The 22,521-nt window shown below is 29.8% G+C and carries 22 protein-coding genes and 4 pseudogenes; 22 read left to right on the top strand and 4 right to left on the bottom strand.

The window, feature by feature from the left end; genetic code table 11:
* Positions 1-18: 18 nt before the first annotated feature.
* On the bottom strand, positions 19-714 hold the full coding sequence (locus tag NSA23_RS10395; RefSeq protein WP_042683359.1) for a hypothetical protein: 696 nt from the start codon (positions 712-714) through the stop codon (positions 19-21).
* Positions 715-1,128: 414 nt separating this feature from the next.
* On the opposite strand from NSA23_RS10395, the gene NSA23_RS10390 reads away from it, so the two are divergent.
* The 5 genes and pseudogenes from NSA23_RS10390 (at position 1,129) to NSA23_RS10370 (ending at position 4,303) form a co-directional block, all read left to right on the top strand.
* Entirely contained in the window at positions 1,129-1,350 is a 222-nt protein-coding gene (locus NSA23_RS10390) for a hypothetical protein (protein WP_042683360.1), read from the top strand.
* Between the two features lie 146 nt (positions 1,351-1,496).
* Positions 1,497-2,429, top strand: coding sequence for a nucleoside hydrolase (locus NSA23_RS10385; protein WP_050069904.1), 933 nt, complete (start codon positions 1,497-1,499; stop codon positions 2,427-2,429).
* Positions 2,430-2,670: 241 nt separating this feature from the next.
* On the top strand, positions 2,671-2,799 hold the full coding sequence (locus NSA23_RS10380) for a nucleoside phosphorylase (RefSeq protein WP_147525009.1): 129 nt from the start codon (positions 2,671-2,673) through the stop codon (positions 2,797-2,799).
* Entirely contained in the window at positions 2,799-2,999 is a 201-nt protein-coding gene (locus NSA23_RS10375) for a nucleoside phosphorylase-I family protein (RefSeq protein ID WP_050069905.1), read from the top strand. The genes NSA23_RS10380 and NSA23_RS10375 overlap by 1 nt, the downstream gene beginning before the upstream one ends.
* 87 nt (positions 3,000-3,086) lie before the next feature.
* Positions 3,087-4,303, top strand: a pseudogene (locus tag NSA23_RS10370) (IS256 family transposase).
* Positions 4,304-4,634: 331 nt separating this feature from the next.
* On the opposite strand, the gene NSA23_RS10365 reads toward NSA23_RS10370, so the two are convergent.
* Both NSA23_RS10365 and NSA23_RS10360 read right to left on the bottom strand, forming a co-directional pair.
* Positions 4,635-5,543, bottom strand: coding sequence for a PhzF family phenazine biosynthesis protein (locus NSA23_RS10365; RefSeq protein ID WP_246119242.1), 909 nt, complete (start codon positions 5,541-5,543; stop codon positions 4,635-4,637).
* A gap of 50 nt (positions 5,544-5,593) precedes the next feature.
* A pseudogene (locus NSA23_RS10360) lies at positions 5,594-6,622 on the bottom strand (aminotransferase class I/II-fold pyridoxal phosphate-dependent enzyme).
* Positions 6,623-6,910: 288 nt separating this feature from the next.
* Between NSA23_RS10360 and NSA23_RS10355 the strand changes: the two are divergent.
* The 3 genes and pseudogenes from NSA23_RS10355 to NSA23_RS16770 all read left to right on the top strand — a co-directional run.
* Positions 6,911-7,066: pseudogene (locus NSA23_RS10355) on the top strand (IS982 family transposase); the annotation flags it as partial.
* 125 nt (positions 7,067-7,191) lie between these two features.
* A complete protein-coding gene (gene murJ, locus NSA23_RS10350) occupies positions 7,192-8,772 on the top strand; it encodes a murein biosynthesis integral membrane protein MurJ (protein WP_042683362.1) in 1,581 nt (526 codons plus the stop codon).
* 13 nt (positions 8,773-8,785) lie between these two features.
* Positions 8,786-8,950: a sugar transferase gene (locus tag NSA23_RS16770; RefSeq protein ID WP_081915290.1), complete on the top strand. Its 165-nt coding sequence runs from the start codon at positions 8,786-8,788 to the stop codon at positions 8,948-8,950.
* 4 nt (positions 8,951-8,954) lie between these two features.
* Here NSA23_RS16770 and NSA23_RS10340 read toward each other — a convergent pair.
* Positions 8,955-9,329, bottom strand: a pseudogene (locus NSA23_RS10340) (IS256 family transposase); the annotation flags it as partial.
* Positions 9,330-9,896: 567 nt separating this feature from the next.
* Here NSA23_RS10340 and NSA23_RS10335 point away from each other — a divergent pair.
* From NSA23_RS10335 to NSA23_RS10270, 14 genes are all read left to right on the top strand, one after another.
* On the top strand, positions 9,897-10,304 hold the full coding sequence (locus NSA23_RS10335) for an SLAP domain-containing protein (RefSeq protein ID WP_042683363.1): 408 nt from the start codon (positions 9,897-9,899) through the stop codon (positions 10,302-10,304).
* A gap of 169 nt (positions 10,305-10,473) precedes the next feature.
* On the top strand, positions 10,474-12,417 hold the full coding sequence (locus NSA23_RS10330; RefSeq protein WP_050069906.1) for a bifunctional metallophosphatase/5'-nucleotidase: 1,944 nt from the start codon (positions 10,474-10,476) through the stop codon (positions 12,415-12,417).
* Positions 12,418-12,775: 358 nt separating this feature from the next.
* Entirely contained in the window at positions 12,776-13,912 is a 1,137-nt protein-coding gene (locus NSA23_RS10325) for a metallophosphoesterase (protein WP_050069907.1), read from the top strand.
* A 190-nt stretch (positions 13,913-14,102) separates the two neighbouring features.
* Positions 14,103-14,744 (top strand): pyroglutamyl-peptidase I, encoded by a 642-nt coding sequence (gene pcp / locus NSA23_RS10320; RefSeq protein ID WP_042683364.1) that lies wholly within the window; start codon positions 14,103-14,105, stop codon positions 14,742-14,744.
* 261 nt (positions 14,745-15,005) lie between these two features.
* Entirely contained in the window at positions 15,006-15,158 is a 153-nt protein-coding gene (locus tag NSA23_RS10315; RefSeq protein WP_187116714.1) for a hypothetical protein, read from the top strand.
* Between the two features lie 88 nt (positions 15,159-15,246).
* The gene (locus tag NSA23_RS10310; protein WP_042683365.1) at positions 15,247-16,209 is read left to right on the top strand and encodes an N-acetylglucosamine kinase; all 963 of its coding nucleotides are present in this window, start codon (positions 15,247-15,249) and stop codon (positions 16,207-16,209) included.
* Complete coding sequence (locus tag NSA23_RS10305; RefSeq protein ID WP_042683366.1) at positions 16,202-17,059, top strand: MurR/RpiR family transcriptional regulator; 858 nt, start codon at positions 16,202-16,204, stop codon at positions 17,057-17,059. Before NSA23_RS10310 ends, NSA23_RS10305 begins: the two co-directional genes overlap by 8 nt.
* Before the next feature lie 9 nt (positions 17,060-17,068).
* Entirely contained in the window at positions 17,069-17,974 is a 906-nt protein-coding gene (murQ, locus tag NSA23_RS10300) for an N-acetylmuramic acid 6-phosphate etherase (protein WP_042683367.1), read from the top strand.
* A gap of 23 nt (positions 17,975-17,997) precedes the next feature.
* Complete coding sequence (locus NSA23_RS10295) at positions 17,998-18,333, top strand: PTS lactose/cellobiose transporter subunit IIA (RefSeq protein WP_042683368.1); 336 nt, start codon at positions 17,998-18,000, stop codon at positions 18,331-18,333.
* Positions 18,334-18,335: 2 nt separating this feature from the next.
* Positions 18,336-19,646, top strand: a complete 1,311-nt coding sequence (locus NSA23_RS10290; RefSeq protein ID WP_042683369.1) for a 6-phospho-beta-glucosidase — start codon at positions 18,336-18,338, stop codon at positions 19,644-19,646.
* 4 nt (positions 19,647-19,650) lie between these two features.
* Positions 19,651-20,400 (top strand): chitin disaccharide deacetylase, encoded by a 750-nt coding sequence (chbG, locus tag NSA23_RS10285; protein ID WP_042683370.1) that lies wholly within the window; start codon positions 19,651-19,653, stop codon positions 20,398-20,400.
* Positions 20,401-20,431: 31 nt separating this feature from the next.
* The gene (locus NSA23_RS10280; RefSeq protein WP_042683371.1) at positions 20,432-20,758 is read left to right on the top strand and encodes a hypothetical protein; all 327 of its coding nucleotides are present in this window, start codon (positions 20,432-20,434) and stop codon (positions 20,756-20,758) included.
* A 118-nt stretch (positions 20,759-20,876) separates the two neighbouring features.
* The gene (locus tag NSA23_RS10275; RefSeq protein ID WP_042683372.1) at positions 20,877-21,188 is read left to right on the top strand and encodes a PTS sugar transporter subunit IIB; all 312 of its coding nucleotides are present in this window, start codon (positions 20,877-20,879) and stop codon (positions 21,186-21,188) included.
* Between the two features lie 24 nt (positions 21,189-21,212).
* Positions 21,213-22,490, top strand: coding sequence for a PTS sugar transporter subunit IIC (locus NSA23_RS10270; protein WP_257490508.1), 1,278 nt, complete (start codon positions 21,213-21,215; stop codon positions 22,488-22,490).
* The last annotated feature ends 31 nt before the right edge of the window (positions 22,491-22,521 follow it).

Genomic DNA, 22,521 nt, shown 5'->3' with positions numbered 1-22,521 from the left:
GAACAAGAAGTTACTTAATTATATACTAGCAAGCAATACTTTAATTTGCTCAATATTAGTATTTGCAGTTGTTAATAACTTAACTTGTTCATCTTGAAGTAATAATATTTTTTGGAAACTATTTGCAGCTTCTTTGAATTGCTTATTTCTTAAATATCCCACATAGTTTTTGGATTCTTTCAATATACTACCAGCAATGTATTCACTTTCTTTTATGGCAGATTCAATACTTCCAGTTAATTCTCTAATTTTTCCATAGGTTTCCTTGTCTATAGTTCTTTCTTTGTCTTTAATTATCTCTTTCATTTCTATACCTATGTCTTTTAAATCGTTTTTTGCTTGAAGGGTTAAATCATAAGCATTTTTAGAATTATGAACAAATTGCCTTTTCATATTATATTGTTTTTCAACAATATCTAGAATTTCTCTTCCTTTTTTAATTCCATGCTCAATTTTATCTCCAATTTCAGTTAAGCTTTCAACATCTTCTAATGTGTATTCTATTTCTTCTTGGATTATTTCTTCTTCCTGAAGAATATTTTCTTGTTCATCTAATATTTCTTCTACTTCTTCGATTATTTCCTCTATTTCTTCTTCTAGCTCTAAAACTTCCACCTCTTCTGCTTCATCAAACTCATCACTACTAGCAAAAACCTGACCTGTAGTGAATACTACAAGTAATAAAGTTAATAAAAATAAGTTTTTCTTTTTCATTAATATCCCTCCTTTCTTTTCTATGGTAGCCATTGCTAATATCGTCAAGTTTTAGAAATACTTTAGCCAAAAAACTCCTAAAACACAAGATAAATACTAGTAACTTAGTAGGGAAAAAATGATAAATTTAGCCTATATCATTTCTATAGTATTAATGATATATTGTAGTTCAGTGAAGTTTAATTGAGGTTTGTGTATATACTTTAACGTAGTATAAGAATATGTAAATAGTAAAAAAGGGGTAGGGTTAGCTATTTATAAGTATTCAATGTTTCTAAATTAGGACAACCAAGTTAATAAAAAGTCGCAACTTTTAAAGATAACCTCTTTAAGATAGTTGCGACTTTTTTCATATTTAAAAATGATGAGAAAGGAGGATAGTTTGGACTTTTTATAAAATAAGGAGGAGATATTTTGAAAGTTGTTAGAAAATTCTTACTAATATTTATTGTCTTAACACTAAATCAAGATATAGTAGTTATAGAAGCAGTTAAAGACGAAGATGAAAATACAATTCATTATAAAGGTAGGATAGAGCCAATAGATGAAGATAGAGAGATAAAGCTTTTTGCATATATAGAAAAGGATGATAAAAATTATATTAAAGAGTTTAAAGGGATTGTAAAGAGAAATTAAATATTTTAACTAAGTGGGAAAGACATTAATAAAAGACTGTACCAAAATAATTTGATTATCTTGGTACAGTCTTTTTCAATTGTATAGGTATAATTATCATGTGAAATTTTATATAATGGATATAAATATTTTTAAGGGGTGATTTTATGTCAGAAATGGAAAAAGTAATTATAGATGTGGATACTGGAATAGATGATGCGTTAGCTTTAATTTTCGCTATAAAAAGTGGAAAGCTAGATATAAAAGGTATAACTACTGTGGCAGGGAATGTACCAGCTAGGACTGCCACTTTAAATACTTTAAAGGTATTAAAACTTTTAAAAAAAGAGTATATTCCAGTATACGAGGGAATGACAAATCCATTATTTAGAGATATAAAATTTGCTGATGGAGTTCATGGATTAGATGGACTTGGTGGGACTTTAAAGGATGTGGAAGTAAATTATGAAGAAGGTATCCATGGAGTAGATTTTATTATAGATACAATTATGAAAAATAAAAAAGATATAACTATTATACTGTTAGGTCCACCAACTAATATGGCTTTTGCACTTAAAAAAGCTCCTGAAATTGCAAAATATATAAAAAGAATAGTTATCATGGGTGGAGCTATAAATGGTATTGGAAACGAAACTAGGACTGCAGAGTTCAATTTTTATACAGATCCAGAAAGTGTAAGGGTAGTATTTGAAAGTAAAGTCCCAATACGAATGGTAGGATTAGATGTAACAAACAATGCAGTAGTTTATAGAAAAGATTTAGAGAGGTTTTCAAAGGAAAAAGAAGTGGCTAATTTTGCAATAAATGTTTTAGACTATTGTATTAATAAATGTAATGAGTTATTTGAAATTGAAAATTGTTCTCTTCATGACCCTCTGGCAGTAGCTACAGTTATTGATTCATCTATTATAAAAACGAAAAAATATTATGTAGATATAGAAACTAATAGTGAACTTTGTGATGGAATGACAGTATGTGATTTTAACAATATATTAGAAATGAAGCCTAATGTAGATGTAGCAGTAGATGGAGATTATGAAAAATTTTTGAATTATTTTATAGATATTATAAATAAGTAATTTAGATAAATATAGGGACTGTGAACTTATATATATTATTCTAGAAGATTGTCCTGTTTAATTCACAAAAGACAGACTTCCTATTTTTAAATGTTTTTTTAAAAACTCCTAAGAGGAACTAATGGTCTGTAGTGCCAAGTATTTCATAAGAATAAGAAGTGCAGGAGCTATTCAATCAAATATTTCTCTAGGAGATTTAATAATAGCTACAGGTGCTGTATGAGAAGATGGAACATCTAAAATGTATGTAGAATCAGAATATCTGGTAGTAGCAGATGTATTACTTATGAATTATTTAATAGAGACTTGTAAAGAATTAGAGTTTCCATATTATTATGGTATTGTAAGGAGTCATTATAAGATGAAATAATGGAGTACTGGAACAAGATGGGAATACTTGCATCAGATGTGGAAACAGGAACTCTCCTTTCATTAGCCCAATTAAAGGGAGTAAAAGCTGCTAGTATATTAAATACGGCAGTAGAATATAAGAGCAATTTAAAAGATGGAATAGTAGATTATGATACAGAAGAAAAAATTTGTATAGAGGGAGAAAAGAGAGAAAGGTAGTGTAAATAAATCTGTGCTTAAGTGAAAATAAAAGCTCTTTTCTGGCAAGAGTCAAAATAAGAATAAAAACCAGAAAGGAGCATTTTTATGTCAACAATACCAAAAGAAGTTTTAAGAGAAATGATCAATGATGGAAATTTAGAAATGGCAGGAGACCTTCATTCATATTTAAAAGAGGTTTTTAAGGATGCCTTACAAGAAATGTTGGAGGTAGAACTTGAAGTAGAGTTAGGATATTCTAAAGGCGATAGAAAAATAAAAGGACTGATAATCGTAGAAATGGCTATTCACAAAAAACTGTAAAAACTCAATTTGGAGAAATGGATTTAGATGTACCAAGAGATAGAAATGGTGCTTTTGAGCCAGTAGTTGGACTTAAAAATAAAAGAAACATATTTGGAATAGAACAAAAAGTAATTTCCCTTCATGCTAGAGAAATGTCTACAAGAGATATACATGATCAAATTAAAGATATTTATGGAATTGAAATGTCTGCTGAAATGGTTAGCAAAATAACCGATAGGTTGATTCTTGATATAAAAGAATGGCAAACAAGGCCTTTAAAATTTATATATCCATTTGTTTTTATGGATGCAATACCTTACAAAGTAATAGAGGATGGCCAAATTAAAAATAAAGCAGCTTATGTTGTATTAGGGGTTGATTTAGATGGATCTAAAGGCATACTAGGTATTTGCATAGGTGAAAGTGAATCTTCGAAGTTTTGGTTAAGAGTACTTAATGAGCTGAAAAATAGAGGGTTAGAAGATGTATTAATGTTTAGTGTTGATGGGTTGACAGGACTTAAAGAAGCTATTCAAACCGCTTACCCTAAAGCTGAAATACAAAGATGCATAATTCATCAGCTTAGGAATTCTTTTAAATATGTTAGCTATAAGGATAAAAAACAGTTTGCAAAAGATTTTAAAGCAGTTTACACAGCTATCAATGAAGAGACTGCATATGAAGCATTAGGGGAACTTGAAGAAAAATGGAATAGCAAATATCCCTTTGCAATTAAAAGCTGGGATATGAATTGGGATGTATTATCCCCATTCTTCAAGTACCCTAATGAAATTAGAACCATAATGTATACAACAAATATTATAGAAAGCTTGCATAGACAATTTAGGAAGGTTACAAAGACCAAATCAGTCTTTCCCTCAGATCAATCTTTGGAAAAAATGCTTTATCTAGCAAGCCAAAATGTAATGAAAAAGTGGAGTAGACGCTATAAAAATTGGGATTATATCCTCAATCAATTAACTATATATTTTGAAGGAAGGATAGAACCTTACATCTAAAATAAAACTATAATTTGACTGAAAATTAACTATTTAATAAGTAAAAAAGTAGCATTGATTCTTACTTATTAAGCCTACTCATCCATTATAAGAATTATTGCCAAAGTTATAAGATTTTATGTATATTATCCTAAAACTTTGGCAAACTAAAACCAAGATACAAGTTTAACATTTATATCCAATTAAATATTTCTTGTTAGAAAAGGGCTATCGCTCTTAAACTAAAAGCACAAACTATTTTACAGACTCAAGGAGAGAAATAAAACTAGTTTTGGAAGCTATATAAGATAGAGATAAAAGGATGACATTGTCATCCTTTTATTAAACATATCTACCATGCCATTGTACCTTCCATTATGATAACTGCACTCCCCCCTACTTTCACTTCTTTTACTGTGCCTCTTTCATGAAGAATCTCTGCAACTATTTCACTAGGTCTATCCATTGTATAACCTTGTTCTATTTTCATAATTATTTTATTATCTTTTAGTGAAACTTCTTTATTTTCAACTAAATACGAGGCAAGAGCTCCATTGGCTGTACCTGTGGCTGATTCTTCATTGATTTCCACAGATGGGGCAAAATCTCTAGTGTGAATATCATTATTTGGATTTTCTGTTTCAAATGTGAAAGCATGAATACTAACAAACCCTTTTTCTTTTTGATATTTTCCCAATTTAATAAAATCAGGATTTGCTTTTTTCAATGTTTTCAAATCTTTTACTGGAACCATCATATCAGGCAATCCTGTAGAAACAATTTGTAATGGCAAATTATTTAGTTCTAAATCTGAAGTCTTTAGACCTAATAATTCTGCAATTTTAGAAATCTCGTTACTGGTTTCTATTATTTCTGGTAGTCTTTGCCCCATGACAACCCTATCTAGTTTGCCTTCACTTGAAGCTATTAAATATACAGGTAATATTCCAGCTTTAGTTTCTTGAAAAACAAGTTTTTCTTTACAATCTAATTTTATTTTTCCTTCTTGAAATAGAACATGAAAAGTAGCAATTGTTGCATGACCACATAAATCTACTTCTTCAGAAGGAGTGAAAAAACGTACTTTAAAATCAGCTTTTGAGTTTGTAGTAGGCAGAACAAATGCTGTTTCAGAACAATTCATCTCTCTAGCAATTTTTTGCATTTCTTCCTTTGTAAGATTGCTAGCATCAGTTACAACACCAGCAGGATTTCCTCCAAAAGAATATTTTGTAAAGGCATCTACCTGATAAATTTTCACTTTTTTCAAAATTCATTCCCCCATAAAATCAATTTATTACTAAATTATTTTTAAAATCCTTTTTCTATAAGGTATTCTCCAAATTTTTTCAAACTAGTTTCAAAATCTTTTCTACCATATTCCATACGAATATAATTATCTTTAAAGGCATAAATGTTTGCGGGCAAAAGAAGAACACCTTTTCTTGTTACTAAATCTTCACAAAAGTCTTCTATAGGTTCATCAATATTTACTTTGTGGAAGGCGATAGGACCAGCTTGTGGTTGGTTGTTAACAAATAAATCTGGATATTTTTCAAAGAAGTTGTTAGCAACTTTTAAATTATTTTCTATGATTTTCATATTTCTACCTAGAATCTTATCACCATGCTTAAGGGCAACTGTTGCTAAAAATTCCCTAGTGCTACTGCTACAAATTGAAGTATAATGTTTAAAGCCAATCATTTTATCATATATTGCCTTATTTTGAGTAGCAATCCATCCAATTCGCAATCCAGCAAGACCATATGCTTTAGACATGACTCCCAATGATACTGCATTTTCATATACATCTGAAAACCAAGGTAGTTTTTCTCCATTATATTCAAGACCTTTATATACTTCATCAGAGAAAACAAGAATATTATTTTTTCTAGCTATTTCAGTAATTTCCTCTATTTCTTTTAAACTGAGAACATAGCCTGTAGGATTATGAGGTGTATTTACAACAATAAGTTTGGTATTTGGTTTTATTAAATTTTTAAATTCATCTATGTCTAATAACCATTCACTTTCACCCTGTTTTAGTTCTCATTTAGAAACCTCACAGCCAATAGAGTTTGCCACTTCATAAAGAGATTGGTAGACAGGGAATTGGCATATTATATGATCACCAGTGTCAAGGACAACATTCATATAATTAAATATTGCTTCTTGAGCTCCTACATGGACTAAAATTCCATCTATATCTATATTTGAATAAAGTTTTGCAATTTCTTTTCTTAATTCAAGACTACCTTCAACTTCTGTATATCCCAACCAACTGTCTAGAAATTCTTCTTTAGCCCCTTCTTCAAGGTTTAATAATTCTTCAACAGTCATGGATTCACAATCAGATTGAGTCAATAAATAAGGTGCTGTAAACTCATATTTATTAAAAAATACTTCTAATCTAAAATCATTTATTTTCATAACTATTTACCAGCCTTTCATATAGTTTGTTAATTAAGGGCCCTTAATAGTATATTTATATTATAGCAATATAAAAACTCAATGTCTCCATCCATTTGGCTTGCAATAAAACCAACCAAACTATATTATATATTTATAAGTATTGGAGTGTGGTAGTATGATGGATATAAAATGGAAACCTAATAAGAAATCCTCTATAAAGTATTAGCCGAATCTTTATGGGGATTTATTACAAGGCTTAGGACAAAGATATTAGCTCATAATCTCTGTTATTTTATCAATACTCTACTAAGTAAAGACATAAATCTTGGTAAAATTAAAGAACTAATGTTTGGGTCATATATCCAAGTATAGTTGTGAAGGCTATATCTTTTTGTGAAAATAAGTTGGTAAATTTATCTTATCTCAAATTTACTAGCATTCATCTATTTTCTATAATAATTTAAATTAAGCTTAGCTTTATGAGGAGGATTTTTCAAATGGGAAATGCAAAAAAAACAGCAAAGTCTGTTGGAATAATTATGTTCTTTACTCTTACAGGAAAGTTCTTAGGATTTTTAAGAGATATATTAATAGCAAGAAAATTTGGTTCGGGAGATATGACAGATACTTATTTTATAGCTTTAGATGCAACTGTTGTGTTTATGGGTTTAGTAGGAGCGGCTTTAAATACTACGCTTATACCTATTCTATCTGAAATAGAAGCGAAATATAGTAAAGAAAAAAAGATAAATTATTTGAATAATGTATTCCATGCGGTGTTCTTCTTATCTATTATATTTTCATTAATTGGTTGGATATTTTCACCACAGATAATAGGGATCTTTGCAAAAGGATTTGAAGGAGAAAAACTTCAATTAGCAGTTAAATTACATAGAATAGGATTACCAATTGCCTTTTTCTCTGTTGCAACATATATATTTACAGGATATTTAGAAAATAATGAAAACTTTGGCATACCTGCAGCAACAAGTTTTCCTTTTAATTTTGTACATATAGTATTCCTAGTTTTTTTATCACAGAAATATGGAATTGAAGGGCTAATGGTAGCTAGTGTTTTAGCAGCATTATCTCAAGTTCTTATTCAAATTCCTTCAGCTAGAAAATTAGGTTATAGATATGAATATGTTTTTGATATGAAAGACAAATATTTAAGAAAAGCACTGGTTTTAACAATACCAGTTTTAATTGGTTCTGCTATAAATGAAATTAATGCAATAGTAGATAAAACTTTAGCATCAGATTTAGTGAAGGGAAGTATATCGGCTCTTACCTATGCAAGTAGAATAAAAGGTACAGTCCTTGGAGTATTTGTATTAGCTATAGCGAAAGTAATATTTCCAATCCTTTCAAGAGAATCTAATAAAAATAATAAGGAATATCTAGTTAAGGTTATAATCTATAGTATAAATGTAATACTTATTATAACTGTACCAGCAACCATAGGACTTATAGTTTTATCAGAACCTCTTATAAGGATATTTTTAGAAAGGGGAGCCTTTGATAGTACAGCAACTCTCATGACTTCTCAAGCTCTTGTATTCTATTCCTTTGGAATTGTTGGTATTGCTATAAAAATTATGCTAAGTAGAGTATATTATTCTTTACAAGACACTAAAACTCCAATGATAAATGGAATAATAGCCGTAATAATAAATATAATAATGAATTTAATACTTGTTGGTCCATTGAAACATAAAGGTTTGGCTTTAGCTACTAGTATTTCGGATATATTAACTTCTTTAGTATTTATTTATGGTTTGAAGAAGAGGATTAATGCTATAAAAATAAAAGATTCTGCAATTTGTCTTATAAAGACTACAGTAGCGTCTATAATTATGGGGGTAGTTGTTTATTTTACTTATGGAGGATTATCATTCTATATAGAAAAAAGGATTATTCCGGCTACATCAACCCTTACTTTTATAAGAGATATAATAGTACTTGCTATTCCAGTGGCAATTGGAGGAATAATATATTTTGGATTCTGTTATTTATTTAAAGTGAAAGAAATAAATTTGATTCTTGACAATGCAAAAGAAAGACTAAACAGAGATTAAAGGAAATATAAAAATGAATTTTGTGAAGAGAGTATTGGATTTTATATTAAGCTTAATAGCACTTATTATACTATTTCCAGTATTTTTAATAATAGGTATTGCTATAAAAATTGATTCTAAAGGGTTTGTATTTTTCAAGCAGGTTCAGCAGACATTTCAATTCCATAAATATCTTTAATTTAATCATGTATGTCTCTTGTAGACATCCCTCTAGCATAAAGAGAAATTACTTTTTGTTCTATTCCAGATATATTTCTTTTATTTTTAGGTACAACTACTGGCTCAAAATCACCATTTCTATCTCTTGGTATATCTAAATCCATTTCTCCAAATTGAGTTTTTACAGTTTTTTGTGAATATCCATTTCTACGGTTATCAGTTCTTTTATTTTTTCTATCACCTTTAGAATATCCTAACTCTACTTCGAGTTCTGCCTCCAACATTTCTTGTAAGGCATCCTTAAAAATCTCTTTTAGATATGAATGAAGGTCTCCTGCTGTTTCTAAATTTCCATCATTGATCATTTCTCTTAAAACTTCTTTTAGTATTGTTGACATAAAAATGCTCCTTTCTGTTTTTTGCTCTTATTTTGATTCTTGCCAGAAAAGAGCTTTTATTTTTACTTAAGCGCAGATTTATTTACACTACCTAAAGGTATAAAAAAGAGGCGTTTCATAACTAATTAATTAGTTATGAAACAGCCCTTTTCTTTTATTATAAATATTATTAGTCTATTTTAAGTAAAGTTGCTTGCTGATATCCTACAATTATTGATAAAGTATTTCTTTGAGTTAAAGAATATCTAACTCCATCTATTATTATTGGATTATTTAACATGTCTTTTCCCTTAATTTCACATTTGTTTCCTTTATTTTGTAAATGTTTTATAACTGCTTTTGCTAAATTATCAGGTTTAATATGTTTTTATTTAACTCTAAAACTATTTTCTCTTTAGACAAAGTACCGTGCCATTTGGTTATAGTCTCATACCATTATATATAATATACAATTAATTATCTATATTTAAAGATAAAGATTAAAATAAAGATAATTTTTTTCTAATAATGTATAATAGAAAGGAAAGGTTTTTCAATGTTTTTATAAAATTATAAAGGTGGTTTACAATGAATAGGAGACTTGAAGTTTATGTTAAAACAAAATTGAATCTAGATGAAGAAATAAAGAGGGTTAAATATTTAGAAGAAGAATTGGAAGATTTAAATATTAAAAGGCCTATAAGAGATGGAGAAGTATCTATAAATACTACTCACATTCAAGAAGAACAGGTCAATACTAAAATAGGATTCTTCATAAGAAATGCCACTAACGAAACTATAATTTTGAAACAAATACCAGTGAAATTTATAGCAAAAGAAGGATATATACTAGATATGAGAAGATATAAACTCAAAGTACCATTAGAAATTCCTTCTTATTCAGCTATGCCTTGTAGTATTGATGTAGACAAGAAAAGCTATCCAAAATTTACTTATAGAGTAGTAGTAGATAGTAGAGTGGGTGGGAATAGATAAGTATATATAATAAAGATACAAAAAATCGAGAAAAATATATTGGCAACTTGTGTCAATTTAATGGATTTATAGTTGTGCTGTTTTTAGCAAGTTTATTAAAAGGATTTTAAGGTATGTGTATAGAAAGTTATTCTATTAGCCAATATAAAATATCAGGGGGGAGTATAAAGTGAATTTTAAAGATAAGAAATCTTTAAGTTTTTTTCTATCGTTAGCATTAGCAATGAGTATTATTTCTACACCAATTGTTAGTTCATTGGAAAACGTTGCTTTTGCAGAAGAAGATACTACAGAAATAACTATTCTCCATACAAATGACACACATTCTAGAATAAAAGAAGGAGTAGGATTTGCTAGAATAGCTACTAAAGCTAGGGAAATGAAAAATGAAGGCAAAAATGTATTATTATTAGATGCAGGAGATACATTACATGGTTTACCTATAGCCACAATATCAAAAGGTGAACCTATAGTGAAAGTGATGAATAAAGTAGGATATGATGCTATGGTTCCAGGAAATCATGATTTTAACTATGGTTATAACAGATTGTTAGAACTAAAGGGAATGGCAAATTTCCCAATGGTTGCTTCTAATGTAGTAAAAGACAATGGAACAAGGGATTTTGAACCATATATAATAAAAGAGATTGATGGTGTAAAAGTGGGCATATTTGGACTTTCAACACCAGAAACGAAATATAAATCTAATCCAAAAAATACAGAAGGAGTAAAGTTTGAAGATCCAGTAGCAGTTTCAAAGAATATGGTTAAGAAACTAAAAGATGAAGGTGTAGATGTAATAATTGCATTGTCCCATTTGGGAATGGATGAAGAAAGTGAAATAAAGAGCATAGATGTAGCAGGTCAAGTTGAAGGTATAGACATAATAGTAGATGGACATAGTCATACTACTTTAACTGAAGGAAGAGGTGTAAAAGATACTTTAATTGTCCAAACAGGTCAGTACACTGACAACTTAGGAGTGGTAAATATTAAAGTTAAAAATGGGAAGGTTACTGAAAAAATTGCAAGATTAATAACTACTGAAGAAGCAAGTTCAATAGAGGAAGATGAAAATATTAAGAATTTAATAGTTGAAATAGAAAAGAAAAATGAAGAGGTAACAAAGATTGAAGTAGGAGAAACAAAAGTAAGGCTTGATGGAGACAGAGAGAAGGTAAGGGCAGGAGAAACAAATCTTGCAAATATTATAACAGATATTATGTTAGAAGCAGGAGAAGCTGATGTAACTATAACAAATGGAGGAGGAATTAGGGCTTCTATAGAACCAGGAAAAATTACAAAAGGTGATGTAATTGCAGTATTACCTTTTGGAAATTACTTAGTAGTTAAAGAAGTAAAGGGAATAGATATATTAAATGCATTAGAGCATGGAACTAAATCCTATCCAGAACCAGCAGGAGGTTTTCCACAAGTAGCTGGTATGACCTATAGACTAGATCTTAATAAAGAAGTTGGAAAGAGAATTCATAGTGTAGAAATACAAGGCAAACCGCTTGATATAAATAAGATTTATAAAGTGGCAACAAATGATTTTATGGCGGCAGGTGGAGATGGATATGAAATGCTTGGTGGTGGCAAACTAATAGCGGAGTATCCAGGACTAGATGAAATAGTAGCTGAGCATATTGGTAAATTAGGAGTTATAGATAAAGAAGTTGAAAATAGAATGATACTAGAAGAGGAAGAACCAGTTCCAGAACCAGTACCAGGATCAGATAAAGAAGTAGAAAAAGTGGAAGAAATGATTAATAAATTGCCAGAAAAAATAACATTAGCTAATAAAAAAGCTATAGAAGAAGTAAGGAAAGCTTTTGATGCACTAACAAAAGAGCAACAAAAATTGGTTAAAAATATTGACAAACTTATAGATGCAGAAAAGAAAATAGCCGAACTAGGAAAAGAAGAAGAACTAACTTCAAGACCAGAAAAACCAAAAATACCTAAGAAAGATAACAAAAAGCCTAAAGAAAAAGACAAAGGTGGTTTAAGAGGTATGTTACCTAAAACAGGTGATGGCTTATCATGGACATTAACTAGCCTATTTGGAGCAATACTTATTGCATTGGGTTGGAAACTTAGAAGGCAATAGATAAGTAGGCATAAAAGGTATATTTTTAAATAATGTGGAATGATTGGCGAATAGATAGTTTATTTCAACTATTTATTCGCTATATTTTTATAAAAAATTAAAAAAATTCAAGAATATATTTAAATATTTACTTAATTTTATGATGCTTTTTAATCTATTATTAGAATGAGTATGGAAGAATTCCAGAAAAAATATTTAAAAGAAGCAAGGAAAAAGTAAGCTATATTTTAGTGGAAAATATTTATATATGTAGTTACATAAGGAATTATAGGCAATATCTTATTTCATTATAAAGAATTTTAAATGCTTATATAGAAAAAATAAAGATATATAGAATAATATATTAGGAGGCAAAAAGTTGAGTTTTAAAAATAAAAAAATACTTAAACTAATACTTTGCGCCGTATTTACTGTGTGTATATTTTTATTTTTTTTAGAGGATATAATTTTAGCCCAAGCAAATCAAATAAAAGGTATCAAAAAAATAACTATTCTCCATACTAATGATATGCACGGAAGAGTACTTGAAGAAAAAGATAGTGGGATGGGATTTTCCAAGATGAATACGAAAATTAAAGAAATAAGAAAGAAAAATCCCAATACAATTTTATTAGATGTAGGAGATGCAATTCAAGGTTCTGAAATAGCTACAAATTCTAAGGGAGAAAGTATTATAAAACTTATGAATGCTATGAAATACGATGGAATGGCAGTTGGGAATCATGAATTTGATTATGGTTATAAAAGGCTATTGGAAATAAGAGATATGGCGAACTTTCCATTAATGACAGGAAATATTTTAAATGAAAATGGAAAAAATGATTTTAAGCCTTATATTATAAAAGAAGTAGACGGTATAAAAGTAGGCATATTTAGTGTATTAACTCCAGACACCCAATATGCAACAAGTCCAAAAAATATAAAGGGAATAAGTTTTTTAAATCCTTTAATAGCCTCTAATGAACTAGTCAAAGAATTAAAAGAAAAAGATGTAGATTTAATTATTGGGTTGACTCATTTAGGTGCAAGTAAAAAAGGAAAGTATTCTTCTATAGATATAGCTAAAAATATAGAAGGTATAGATATAATAGTGGATGGGCACAGCCACAAAGAAATGAATATGAAAGTAGAAGATACATTAATAGTTCAATCAGGAAAGTATACAGAAAACTTAGGAATAATAGATATTAAGTTTCTGGGTAATAAAATAATATCTAAAAAGGCATCTTTATTTACTAAAAAAGAAGGAGACAAATTAAAGGAAGATAGGGAAATTAAAGCTTTAATAAATGAAATAATAGAAGAAAATAAAAGCAAAACAAAAGAAACCATTGGAAAGTCAAAAAAGAAAACTTATATTGTAAAATCGGGAGATGTACTATTTAGAATAGGGAAAAAATATGGTATAGGATGGATGGAGTTAGCCGAATTTAATAAAATTAAAAATCCAAATAAAATATACCCAGGAGATATAATAAATATCCCTATAAAATAAATATAAGGATTTAAGATTATAGAAACTTAGCCAAGAAAGCCCATGTCTTAAGGTATGGGTTTTCTTGGTTTTTTGTATATGTGAAATCGATGAGCTTTAAGATTTTTTAAATTATAAGATAAAATTATTTTGATTTTAACTAAGTTTGTTATAATTATACTAGATATCAATTTTAGAGGGGAGAATACAATTGAAAATATTGGTAACAGGATTTGATCCTTTTGGTGGAGAAAAAATAAACCCTGCCTATGAGACAATTAAGAGGTTAGATAATAATATAAAGAAAGCAGAAATAGTTAAATTAGAAATTCCTACAGTATTTCAAAAATCAATAAAAGTACTCAACAAAAAAATAGCTAAAGAAAAACCAGATGTTGTACTATGCATAGGCCAAGCTGGGGGTAGGTATGATATAACTGTGGAAAGAGTAGCTATAAATATAGATGATGCTAGAATTAGGGATAATGAGGGAAAGCAACCTGTTGATGAACATATATTTTATGATGGGGATACAGCTTATTTTTCTAATCTTCCTATAAAAGCTATGGTGAAAAATATAAGAAGAGGCAATATACCAGCAAGTATCTCTAATTCAGCTGGAACCTTTGTATGTAACCATATTATGTATGGCCTTTTATATTTAATAGATAAAAAATATCCAGACATAAGAGGTGGATTTATTCATGTACCCTTCCTACCACAACAAGTTGTAGATAAAAATAATACTCCAAGTATGAATTTAAAAGATATAACAAAGGCATTAACTTTAGCCATAGAAGGAGCAATAGACAATGATAAAGACATAAAAACTGTGGAAGGGAAAACCCATTAAATAGAAATAAAACTTCCCATATTTATATAGCGTTACTTGTGTAGGTCAAGGGTTGGTTTTGGCTGACTGCATAAGGTTGATAGGTGGATATTTTACTCCACAAACCCTTACTTGTGAAAACCTTTATATCTCCAGTTATCAAAGAACATAGATTTATTGCAACTTATTTGTTGATACAATCCATCTCTCACCTATAGAGGGTGGGGGAATGTTGCATATTTAGTTAAAAATTCATCATAAATAACGTTAGCAGGTCATGTGATGGTTTATTATCACAGATGGGAAAATGAATCAGAACAAATTATTACTTTTTATGTTTTAGGAAATCCACAAGAGAAAGTAGATGAAACAGAGTTAAATTCAATATACAATAAATTTAAGCATCTCAAGTTTGAGGTGCTTTTCTACTTGTGAAAATATTTTTCAAAAATAACACTAAGTATTGAAAAAATATTACGTATATATTATAATGAAATCAATAAATGAATTTGAGGTGTTTTCATTGTATATAATTGGAATTGATGGAGGAGGAACCAAAACTATTGGTTACCTGTCAGATTATAATGGTAATATCTTAGCTGCAGCTAAAAGTGATACTTCCAACTATTTGTCAGCGGGTATTGAAAAAGCAAAGGAGTCCTTAGATAATGTTATTAAATCTCTTTGCTCTTATGACAATATTACTAAGGACGATATTGGGTTAATATCTTTAGGCTTGGCCGGTGCTGGTAGGAAGAGAGACAGAGAAGTAATAGAAACTATTTTAAAAGATCTAGGAATTAATTGTAAGAAAATAATAAATAATGATGCTTATATTGCATTAGTAGGAGCCCATGGCAAAAGTCAAGGGGTTATAACTATAAGTGGAACTGGTTCTATAACATTAGGGCTGAATAAAAAAAGAGAAATGTTTAGAACTGGTGGATGGGGTCACATCCTTGGTGATGAGGGAAGTGGATACTATTTTGGAAAAGAAGGATTAGTTGCAGTAATGAAATCTTATGATGGTAGAGAGAAAGGAACTTTAATTACTAACAAGGTTCTAAATTACTTGAATTTTACTACTGTAGATGAAATAGTTCAATATGTATATAGCAATATAAACAATAAAACTAAAATATCGGGTCTATCTAGATTGGTTATAGAAGCAGCAGAAGAAAATGATGAAGTGGCGAGGAAGATAATTAATAAAGGAGTACATGAATTAGTCAGTATGATAATAACAGTTGTTGATAAAATGGGCGAACCTGAAAATATTGCATTAACAGGAGGTATATTTGACAACTCTAATCTTATAAAAGATAAAGTCAATATAATATTGGAGGAAAAGTTCCAATTAAATGTAGTTGATAGAAAATATAGTAGTGTAATTGGTGCATTAATAATAGGTTGGGAAAATGAAGGAGTAAAATATAATGAGCTTAAATTATTAAACCAAATTAAGGAAGTTGATATTCATGACTAATGGAATATTAACTAAATTGAGGCAAGGAATAGATAGTTTTAGGCCGTCAGAACAAAAAATAGCAAATTATATATTAAATAACCCTAAGGAAGCTGCAACTCTTTCTGTTGTAGAGATGGCTAGAAAAAGTAATACCAGTGAAGCAAGTGTTATTAGATTTTGTAAAACTCTTGGATTAAAAGGTTATCAAGAATTAAGGATTGGAATATCTATGAGTTCAATGCAAGAATCTAAAAAAGAAAAGGTACTTCATGAAATAATAAATGCTAATGATTCTCCAAGGGTTATATTAGATAAACTATCAGCAGGCAGTATTCAAGCCATTAAAGATACTTGCAATGTTTTAAATGTTTCTAGTTTAACTGATGCAATAAATGCGATAAACACATGTGAAAAAATACATTTATTTGGTGCAGGAGCATCGTCAATAGTAGCTTTAGATGCTCAATATAAATTTTCTCGAATAGACATACCTGTTTCTATGTTTTTTGATCATCATATGCAATTGACATCAGCAGTGCATTTGATTGATAAAGATGTTGCTATAGGAATTTCTCATTCAGGAGAAACTAAAGAAGTAGTTGATGCCTTAAGAGTAGCAAAGGACAAAGGGACTACAACTATATCAATAACCCAATATGGCAACTCACCTATACAGGAAGTTTCCGATATAGTTTTATATACTGCAAGTGTAGAAAATAATTTTAGATCTGGAGCTATGGCATCTAGAATTGCACAACTTCATGTTATTGACAGTTTATTTATAGGGGTTGCTTGTAAGCGTTATGATGAGGTTATTGAACATCTTGAAACAACAAGGGAAGCTTTAGAAGGTAAAAAGTATAAATAGGAGGTTTCAATGGAATTTACATTAAATAATTTAACAACAGAAAAATCTAATTATAAATCAAAGGATATAGATAAAAAATCTACTATAGAAGTTTTAAAAATTATAAATGAGGAAGACAAAATAGTTGCTTATGCAGTAGAAAAGGAATTATCAAAAATTGCAAATGCAGTAGACAAAATAATAGAGTCATTTAAAAGTGGAGGCAGATTAATATATATAGGAGCAGGTACTAGTGGTAGATTGGGTGTATTAGATGCTTCTGAATGTCCACCTACTTTTAGTACAGACAAAGACCAAGTAATTGGAATTATTGCTGGAGGAAAAGAAGCATTAACAAATGCAATAGAAGGTGCAGAGGATAGTGCTAAATCTGGGGAAGAAGATTTAAAGAATGTAAAATTAACAAAACTAGACACAGTTGTAGGAATAGCTGCTAGTGGCAATACTCCCTATGTATTAGGAGCTATAGATTATGCAAAGAGTATAGGAGCAAGTACTGTTGGACTAAGTTGCAATGAAAATAGTATGCTTAGTAAAGCAGTAGAAATACCTATTACCCCTGTTGTTGGGCCAGAAGTTGTTACAGGCTCTACTAGATTAAAGGCGGGAACAGCACAAAAGATGGTTTTAAATATGCTAACAACTGCTTCTATGATAGGAATTGGTAAGGTTTATAATAACTTAATGGTTGATTTAAATCCTTCTAACAAGAAACTTATAGAAAGATCTAAAAGAATAATAATAGAAGCTACGGGTGTAAGTGAGGCAGAAGCCAAGAAGTATTTAAGTCTTTCAAATTATAAACCAAAAGTAGCAATTGTAATGATAGAAACTGGATGCAGTTATGATGAAGCAGTGAGATTTCTTAATAAATATGATGGTTCAATATATAAGGCTATAGAAATGTATTCATAAATTAGACTTAAGGAGGAGAAGTAATGGGAAAAACCATAGAAGAAACAATATTTTCAATAATAATTCATGGTGGAAATGCTAGAGGAAAGGCATATGAAGCTCTTAAATTCGCACAGAGTGGAGATTTTGAAAAAGCAAAAAAAGCTTTAGACGAATCAGATGAAGAAATTAAATTGGCCCATAATATCCAAACTGATATTATTCAAAAAGAAGCAGGTGGAGAAAAAGTTGAAATTTCTGTATTATTTGTACATGCTCAAGATCATTTAATGACAGCAATTGCTGAAAAAGAGTTAATAGAAAATATGATAGATTTATATAAAAGAATAGATAGGTTGGAAAAAGATAAGGAGGCGTAAAAATGGAAGGTTTAAAGATTGCAGTAATAGGTGGAGGAAGTAGCTACACACCAGAATTAATAGATGGTTTTATTAAAAGAAAGGAAGAACTTCCAGTAAAGGAAATATATTTAGTTGATATAAAAGAAGGAGAAAAGAAATTAAACATTGTAGGTAATTTAGCTAAGAGAATGGTTGAAAAAGCAGGTCTCAATACTAAGGTAGTTCTAACTTTAGACAGGAAGGAAGCTATTAAAGACGCTGATTATGTAATTACTCAATTCAGAGTAGGTGGATTGAAGGCTAGGGCTAGAGATGAAAATATTCCACTAAGGTACAATGTATTAGGACAAGAAACTACAGGAGCAGGAGGATTTGCAAAAGCTTTAAGGACAATACCTGTAATAATGGATATATGTAAAGATATTGAAGAATTATCTTCAGACGCTTGGTTAATTAATTTTACAAATCCAGCAGGTCTTATAGCGGAGACTGTTCTTAGATATACAAATGTTAAAGCCATGGGATTGTGTAATGTACCTGTTAATATGAAAAACACTACAGCTAGAATGTTTGGTGTAGAGCCAGAAAGAATAAAGATGGATTTTATAGGATTAAATCATTTAAGTTGGGCAAAAGATATATATTTAGACGGAAAAGATATTATGAAAGAAGTAATAGAAAAGAATCTAGATGATGAATCTTTAAATATGAATAATATTCCAAATCTTAATTGGGACAAAGACTATTTAAATGGTTTAAATATGTTACCTAGCCCATACCTTAGATATTATTATATGATGGATGAAATGGTCCAAAATCAAATAAAAGACGTAAAAGAAGGTAAAGGCACTAGAGCAGAACAAGTAATGAAAATTGAAGAGGAACTATTTGAACTATATAATGATGAAAATCTTGATATTAAACCACCTCAATTAGAAAAAAGGGGAGGAGCATATTATTCAGAAGCTGCAGTATCATTAATTAGTGCTATCCACAATGATAAGAAGGAGATTCATGTAGTAAATATTAAAAACAATGGAGCTATTCCAAATTTAGATAATGATGTAGTTATTGAATGTAATGCTTTTGTAGACAAAACTGGAGCAACACCAATGACAATAGGTAAGATGCATCCAATTATATCTGGATTAGTTAATCATGTTAAAGCTTATGAATTATTGACTGCAGAGGCAGGAATTACTGGAGATTATAGAAAAGCTTTAGAAGCTCTATATACTAGCCCTCTAATACCATCAGTTACTGTAGCAAGAAAACTATTAGATGATATTTTAGAAGAAAATAAAGAATATCTACCTCAGTTTAATAGATAATAATATGAAAAATGTAATTATAAATGCAGATGATTTTGGATTGACTGATGGATGCAATAAAGGGATAGTCAAAGGAATAAAAGATGGAGTAGTAACTAGTACTACTGTAATGATGAATATGCCTTATGCTAATAAAGGAATTGAAATGTTAAAGTCTATGAGTTTCAAATCTGCTGGAGTCCATTTAACATTAACTTGTGGAGAACCAACTTTACCAGCTGAAGAAATTCCCTCATTGGTAGATAATGAAAATAGATTTTATAGAAGAAGAGCCGAGCTTTTTCCGAAGCTTCGTTTAGAAGAAGTGGAAAAAGAGTTGAGAAATCAAATTGAGCTATTTATAAAAACAGGATCTAAACCTTCCCATTTAGACAGCCATCATCATATTCATATGTATGATGGCATTAGGGAAGTAGTAGCTAAATTAGCAAAAGAATACAATTTGCCATTAAGATATGCAAATGAAGAAACAAAACAATATTTAAAAGAAAATAATATATTAACAACAGATAATTTTTCTATGGACTTTTATGGAAAAAATACAAGTATAAATAGGATGAAAGAAATACTGGAAAATGCCAGTAATGGGACGATTGAAATTATGGTTCATCCAGCAATAGTGGATAAAGAGTTGGAAAGTTTAAGTAGTTATAGTGCTAATAGATCTAAAGAACTTGAAATATTAATTAGTAGGGAGTTAAAGAATTGGTTTATAGAAAAAGATATTAAACTAATAGGATTTAACAATATTTAACAATTTAATTGCTCATCAGGAGGTGGGAAATATGTCAAAACCAGCAAGTGAAAAAGTTTTTCAAAAAACAGATTATGAAATACCAATCTTTAGTATGAAAAGTGCATTAATAATCCTTTTAGATGCAATAGTTGGGACTTTTGTGTTTCCATATATATTAACTCTATTTGGAGTAAGTTTTAAATTTGGAGTAATATTAGGAAATGTAATTTTTACTGGTTATGCTTTATCCTATGCAAGATTTTTTATAGAATCTAATAAGGGGTATTGTAAGAAATTTTGGTTCACTTATGCAGGATTCTCCTTAGCTTTTGCCATAATAGTGTATTTTTGGTTGTATTTGGGCATATATATCTAAAAAATGAAATTTTTCCACAACATACAAAATAACATAAAAAATTATTGCGAAAACTAAGTGAAATTATAAAATATTAAATGGTTATAAAACAAAAGAAAACGTTTAAGGAGGATTAATTATGAAAATATTATTTGTTTGTTCCCAAGGGATGTCTAGTGCAATAGCAGTAAATGCATTAAAAAAGGAAGCTGAAAAAGATGGAACAGATATTGAAGTGTTAGCAGTTAGTACTCAGCAATTTGAAGAAGAAGTTAAAAATGGATATGATGCAGCTATGGTTGCTCCTCAAGTTAGACATCGTTTTGAATATTTAAAAGAATTTGCAGATGCTGCTAATGTACCATGTGAATTAATTCAACCACAAGCATATAGTCCATTAGGAGGGCCAAAGTTGTTAAAACAAGTTAAAGATATTATTGGAAATAAGTAAAGCAGAAAAAATAGGAGGATAGACATGATAGAAAGAGTTAGTAAATTCTTAGATGAAAAGTTATCAACACCAATGGCGAAAATGGCTGAACAAAGACATCTAAGAGCAGTAAGAGATGGTATAATATCTACATTGCCACTAATTATAGTAGGAAGTTTATTTTTAATAATTGCATTTTTTCCATTTCCAGAGGGGACAGCAATTAAAACTTGGCTAGGAGATAATGCAGCAACTATATTATTGCCATATAGAATGACTATGTATATAATGTCTTTATATGCAGCATGGGGTATTGGATACAGTTTAGCAAGGTCTTATAAATTAGATGGAGTTACTGGAGGTATATTAGCGGCTGCAGCATTCTTGCTAACTATTGTACCTGAGTCAATTGAAGAATTAGGAATAGTAATGCCAATGGGAAACTTAGGTGGCGGTGGAATGTTTATTGCTATTTTAATGTCTATATTTGCAGTAGAAGTGTTAAGATTTACAACAACTAAAAATTTTCGTATAACTATGCCTGAGCAAGTTCCACCATCTGTAGCAAGATCTTTTGAGGCTTTAACACCTGCAGCTATTATTATTCTAACAATAGGAACTATAACATATTATCTAAACTTTGATTGGCATGGAGTTATTGGAAAGCTTGTTTCACCATTAATTTCAGCATCAGATACATTGCCTTCAGCAATTTTCTTGATGACTTTAATAGGATTTTTCTGGTCTTTTGGCATTCATGGAATGAGTATAGTGGGAACAGTAGCAAGACCATTATGGTTATCACTATTAGACAATAATTCAGCTGCAGTTGCAGCTGGACAAGCAGTACCACATATATTCCCAGAACAGTTTTTCCAAGCTTATGTCATGATAGGAGGATCAGGAGCTACAATAGGATTAGCAATTTTATTAGCATTAAGAGCAAAATCACAATATGGTAAAATGCTAGGTAAAACTTCAATTGTACCTGCAATATTTAATATAAATGAGCCAATTATATTTGGAGCACCTATAGTATTAAATCCAGTACTAATAATACCATTTTTATTGACGCCAATAATAAATATAATAATTGCCTGGGCAGCTACAGCTTCTGGGCTTGTACCAAAATTATATATAGCAGCACCATGGGTACTGCCAACGCCAATATTTGCTTTTATGGCATCGGGAGGAAGTTGGCAGGCAGCAGTACTTGGCATAGTGTTGATAATAGTTTCAATACTAATATATGCACCATTTTTCAGAGTATATGATAATAATTTATTAAGAGAAGAACTAGGAGATGAGGCACAAAAAGCTTAGGCATAGCCTAAGCTTTTTCTAAGAGGAGGCA

The sequence above is a fragment of the Anaerosalibacter massiliensis genome (assembly GCF_024623155.1).
Classification (GTDB): domain Bacteria; phylum Bacillota; class Clostridia; order Tissierellales; family Sporanaerobacteraceae; genus Anaerosalibacter; species Anaerosalibacter massiliensis.
This window is presented reverse-complemented; position numbering and strand designations above follow the sequence as displayed.

Excerpts from the sequence above, each read along its gene's own strand:
- NSA23_RS10290 (WP_042683369.1), top strand. The coding sequence starts at position 18,336 with ATGGAAGGTTTAAAGATTGCAGTAATAGGTGGAGGAAGTAGCTACACA.
- NSA23_RS10280 (WP_042683371.1), top strand. The coding sequence starts at position 20,432 with ATGTCAAAACCAGCAAGTGAAAAAGTTTTTCAAAAAACAGATTATGAA.
- NSA23_RS10315 (WP_187116714.1), top strand. The coding sequence starts at position 15,006 with ATGGTTTATTATCACAGATGGGAAAATGAATCAGAACAAATTATTACT.
- NSA23_RS16770 (WP_081915290.1), top strand. The coding sequence starts at position 8,786 with ATGAATTTTGTGAAGAGAGTATTGGATTTTATATTAAGCTTAATAGCA.
- NSA23_RS10335 (WP_042683363.1), top strand. The coding sequence starts at position 9,897 with ATGAATAGGAGACTTGAAGTTTATGTTAAAACAAAATTGAATCTAGAT.
- NSA23_RS10305 (WP_042683366.1), top strand. The coding sequence starts at position 16,202 with ATGACTAATGGAATATTAACTAAATTGAGGCAAGGAATAGATAGTTTT.
- NSA23_RS10275 (WP_042683372.1), top strand. The coding sequence starts at position 20,877 with ATGAAAATATTATTTGTTTGTTCCCAAGGGATGTCTAGTGCAATAGCA.
- NSA23_RS10395 (WP_042683359.1), bottom strand. The coding sequence starts at position 714 with ATGAAAAAGAAAAACTTATTTTTATTAACTTTATTACTTGTAGTATTC.
- murJ (WP_042683362.1), top strand. The coding sequence starts at position 7,192 with ATGGGAAATGCAAAAAAAACAGCAAAGTCTGTTGGAATAATTATGTTC.
- NSA23_RS10380 (WP_147525009.1), top strand. The coding sequence starts at position 2,671 with ATGTATGTAGAATCAGAATATCTGGTAGTAGCAGATGTATTACTTATG.
- NSA23_RS10385 (WP_050069904.1), top strand. The coding sequence starts at position 1,497 with ATGTCAGAAATGGAAAAAGTAATTATAGATGTGGATACTGGAATAGAT.
- murQ (WP_042683367.1), top strand. The coding sequence starts at position 17,069 with ATGGAATTTACATTAAATAATTTAACAACAGAAAAATCTAATTATAAA.
- NSA23_RS10295 (WP_042683368.1), top strand. The coding sequence starts at position 17,998 with ATGGGAAAAACCATAGAAGAAACAATATTTTCAATAATAATTCATGGT.
- NSA23_RS10375 (WP_050069905.1), top strand. The coding sequence starts at position 2,799 with ATGGAGTACTGGAACAAGATGGGAATACTTGCATCAGATGTGGAAACA.
- NSA23_RS10270 (WP_257490508.1), top strand. The coding sequence starts at position 21,213 with ATGATAGAAAGAGTTAGTAAATTCTTAGATGAAAAGTTATCAACACCA.
- chbG (WP_042683370.1), top strand. The coding sequence starts at position 19,651 with ATGAAAAATGTAATTATAAATGCAGATGATTTTGGATTGACTGATGGA.